Here is a 2033-nt window from a genome sequence, read left to right as displayed (position 1 = left end):
CGTCTGGACGGCGGAAGGCGCGCTGACGCCGGTGGGCAAGGCCTATTTCGGCTTTACCGACGAGGAGTTGAAACAGCTCGACAAGTTCGTGCGCGATCACACCATCGACCGGTTCGGGCCGGTGCGGTCTGTGCGAGCCGAGCGGGACTTCGGCCTGGTGCTGGAGATCGCCTTCGAAGGGCTGAATCGCTCGACCCGGCACAAGTCGGGCGTGGCCATGCGTTTTCCGCGCGTCAGCCGCATTCGCTGGGACAAGCCGGCGCGAGAGGCCAACACCATCGACGACGTAATGGACCTGCTGGACGCCATCGAAAGCGGCGGCGGGCGGATCGCAAAGGCCTGAAATCGGGCTTTCGGGGGTTCCAATCGTCGCGTCAGGCGTTAGACCCGACCTCATGTCTCTGCCTATTTCCAACGAAGTCGCCGACGCGGTGGCCGCGGGCCGCAAGGCCGTTTCGATCGATGCCGCCGTGATCGCCAAGCTGACCGACATGGCAGGTGATTTCGCGATCAACCTGACAATCGCCATCCTGATCTTCGTCCTCACCGTCTTTGCGGCGAAATGGGCGGCGCGCGGGGCGCGCAATACGCTATCGAGGGTCAAGGGATTCCGCCACGATCCGACGGTCCTGAGCTTCGCGGTCCAGGTCGTGCGGGTGGTGGTCTTCATCATCGGCATGATCGCCGTGCTCCAGCGCCTGGGTGTTCAGACGACCTCGATCATCGCCGTGCTGGGCGCGGCGTCCTTGGCGGTAGGTCTGGCGTTGCAGGGCACGTTGTCGAACGTGGCGTCGGGGATCATGCTGCTGGTGCTGCGGCCCTACCGGGTCGGCGACGTCGTCGATGTCGGCGGGATGAGCGGCACGGTGCAGCGACTGGACCTGTTCACGACCCAACTGTCCAACGCCAACAACCACAAGATCGTCATTCCGAACTCCAAGGTCCTGAGCGACCCGCTGACCAATCTGACCGGCCAGCAGACCCGCCGGATCGAGATCAACTTCACGGTCGGCTATGGCGACGATCTGAACCAGGCGCGCTGCGTCCTGGCGGATATGGCCGCCGCACACGACAAGGTGCTGCACGATCCCCATCCCTGGACCGGCGTGACGGGCTTGCTGGACAGCTCGGTGCAGGTGACGCTGCACGCCTGGGTCAAGGTCGGCGACTGGTGGCAGACCCAGGCCGATCTGATGCAGGGCGGCAAGGAGGCGTTGGACGCCGCCGGGATCGAGATTCCGTTCCCGCATCAGGTCGCCGTGCCCTATGGCGATGAGGATGTGGTCCCGGTCGTGCGCGTCCGCACGGTCGATGACGATACGGCCGATCTGAAGGCGACGAACCGTTGATGCGTTACGATTTCGGCTCCGACAACACCGCCGGCATGGCGCTGAGCGCCATTGAAGGCCTGGTGCGCGCCAACAAGGGATTCGCCCGCGCCTATGGCGCAGACGAGGTCACCGCCCGCGCCGCCGACCAGATTCGCCAGCGTCTGGATGCCGACGCCGAGGTGCGGTTCGTGTTCAGCGGTACGGCGGCCAACGCCATCGCCCTGTCGATGCTGGCCCAACCCTATGAAGCGGTGCTGGCTCATCATGCGGCGCACATCTGCACCGATGAGACCGGCGCGCCCGGTTTCTTCGGTCACGGCGTCGGCCTGATCGGTTTGCCGGGGTTCTCGGGCAAGATCGATCCATTGGCCTTGCAGCCGCAGTTGGGCGAACCCGAAGTCGGGCATCGTCAGCCGCCCGCCGCCCTGTCGCTGACACAGGCCACGGAATATGGCTCGGTCTACACCGAGGAAGAACTGCGCCACCTGATCGAACCGGCCAAGGCGCTGGGCTACGGCGTTCACATGGACGGAGCGCGCCTGACCAATGCGGTCGCCGCCGGTTTCGACCTGAAAGACATTCCGCGCCTGGGCGTGGACGTGCTGGTGTTCGGTGGAGCCAAGGCGGGCGCCAACTGCGCCGAGGCGATCGTGCTGTTCGACAAGAGCCTGGCGCGGCGATTGGACAATCGGCTGAAACAAG

Annotated in this window: 2 protein-coding genes and 1 pseudogene; all 3 read left to right on the top strand. The window is 65.2% G+C overall.

The annotated features are described in order from the left end of the window. Window positions 1-343: pseudogene (locus RT123_RS08190) on the top strand (ATP-dependent DNA ligase); the annotation flags it as partial. 52 nt (window positions 344-395) lie between these two features. Continuing rightward, complete coding sequence (locus RT123_RS08185; protein WP_066626658.1) at window positions 396-1349, top strand: mechanosensitive ion channel family protein; 954 nt, start codon at window positions 396-398, stop codon at window positions 1347-1349. After that, a partial coding sequence (locus RT123_RS08180) for a beta-eliminating lyase-related protein (protein ID WP_313008685.1) occupies window positions 1349-2033 on the top strand: 685 nt, incomplete at its 3' end. The genes RT123_RS08185 and RT123_RS08180, both read left to right, overlap by 1 nt.

Origin of the sequence: Brevundimonas vesicularis (assembly GCF_032067225.1) — a bacterium.
Lineage (GTDB): Bacteria > Pseudomonadota > Alphaproteobacteria > Caulobacterales > Caulobacteraceae > Brevundimonas > Brevundimonas vesicularis_F.
This window is presented reverse-complemented; position numbering and strand designations above follow the sequence as displayed.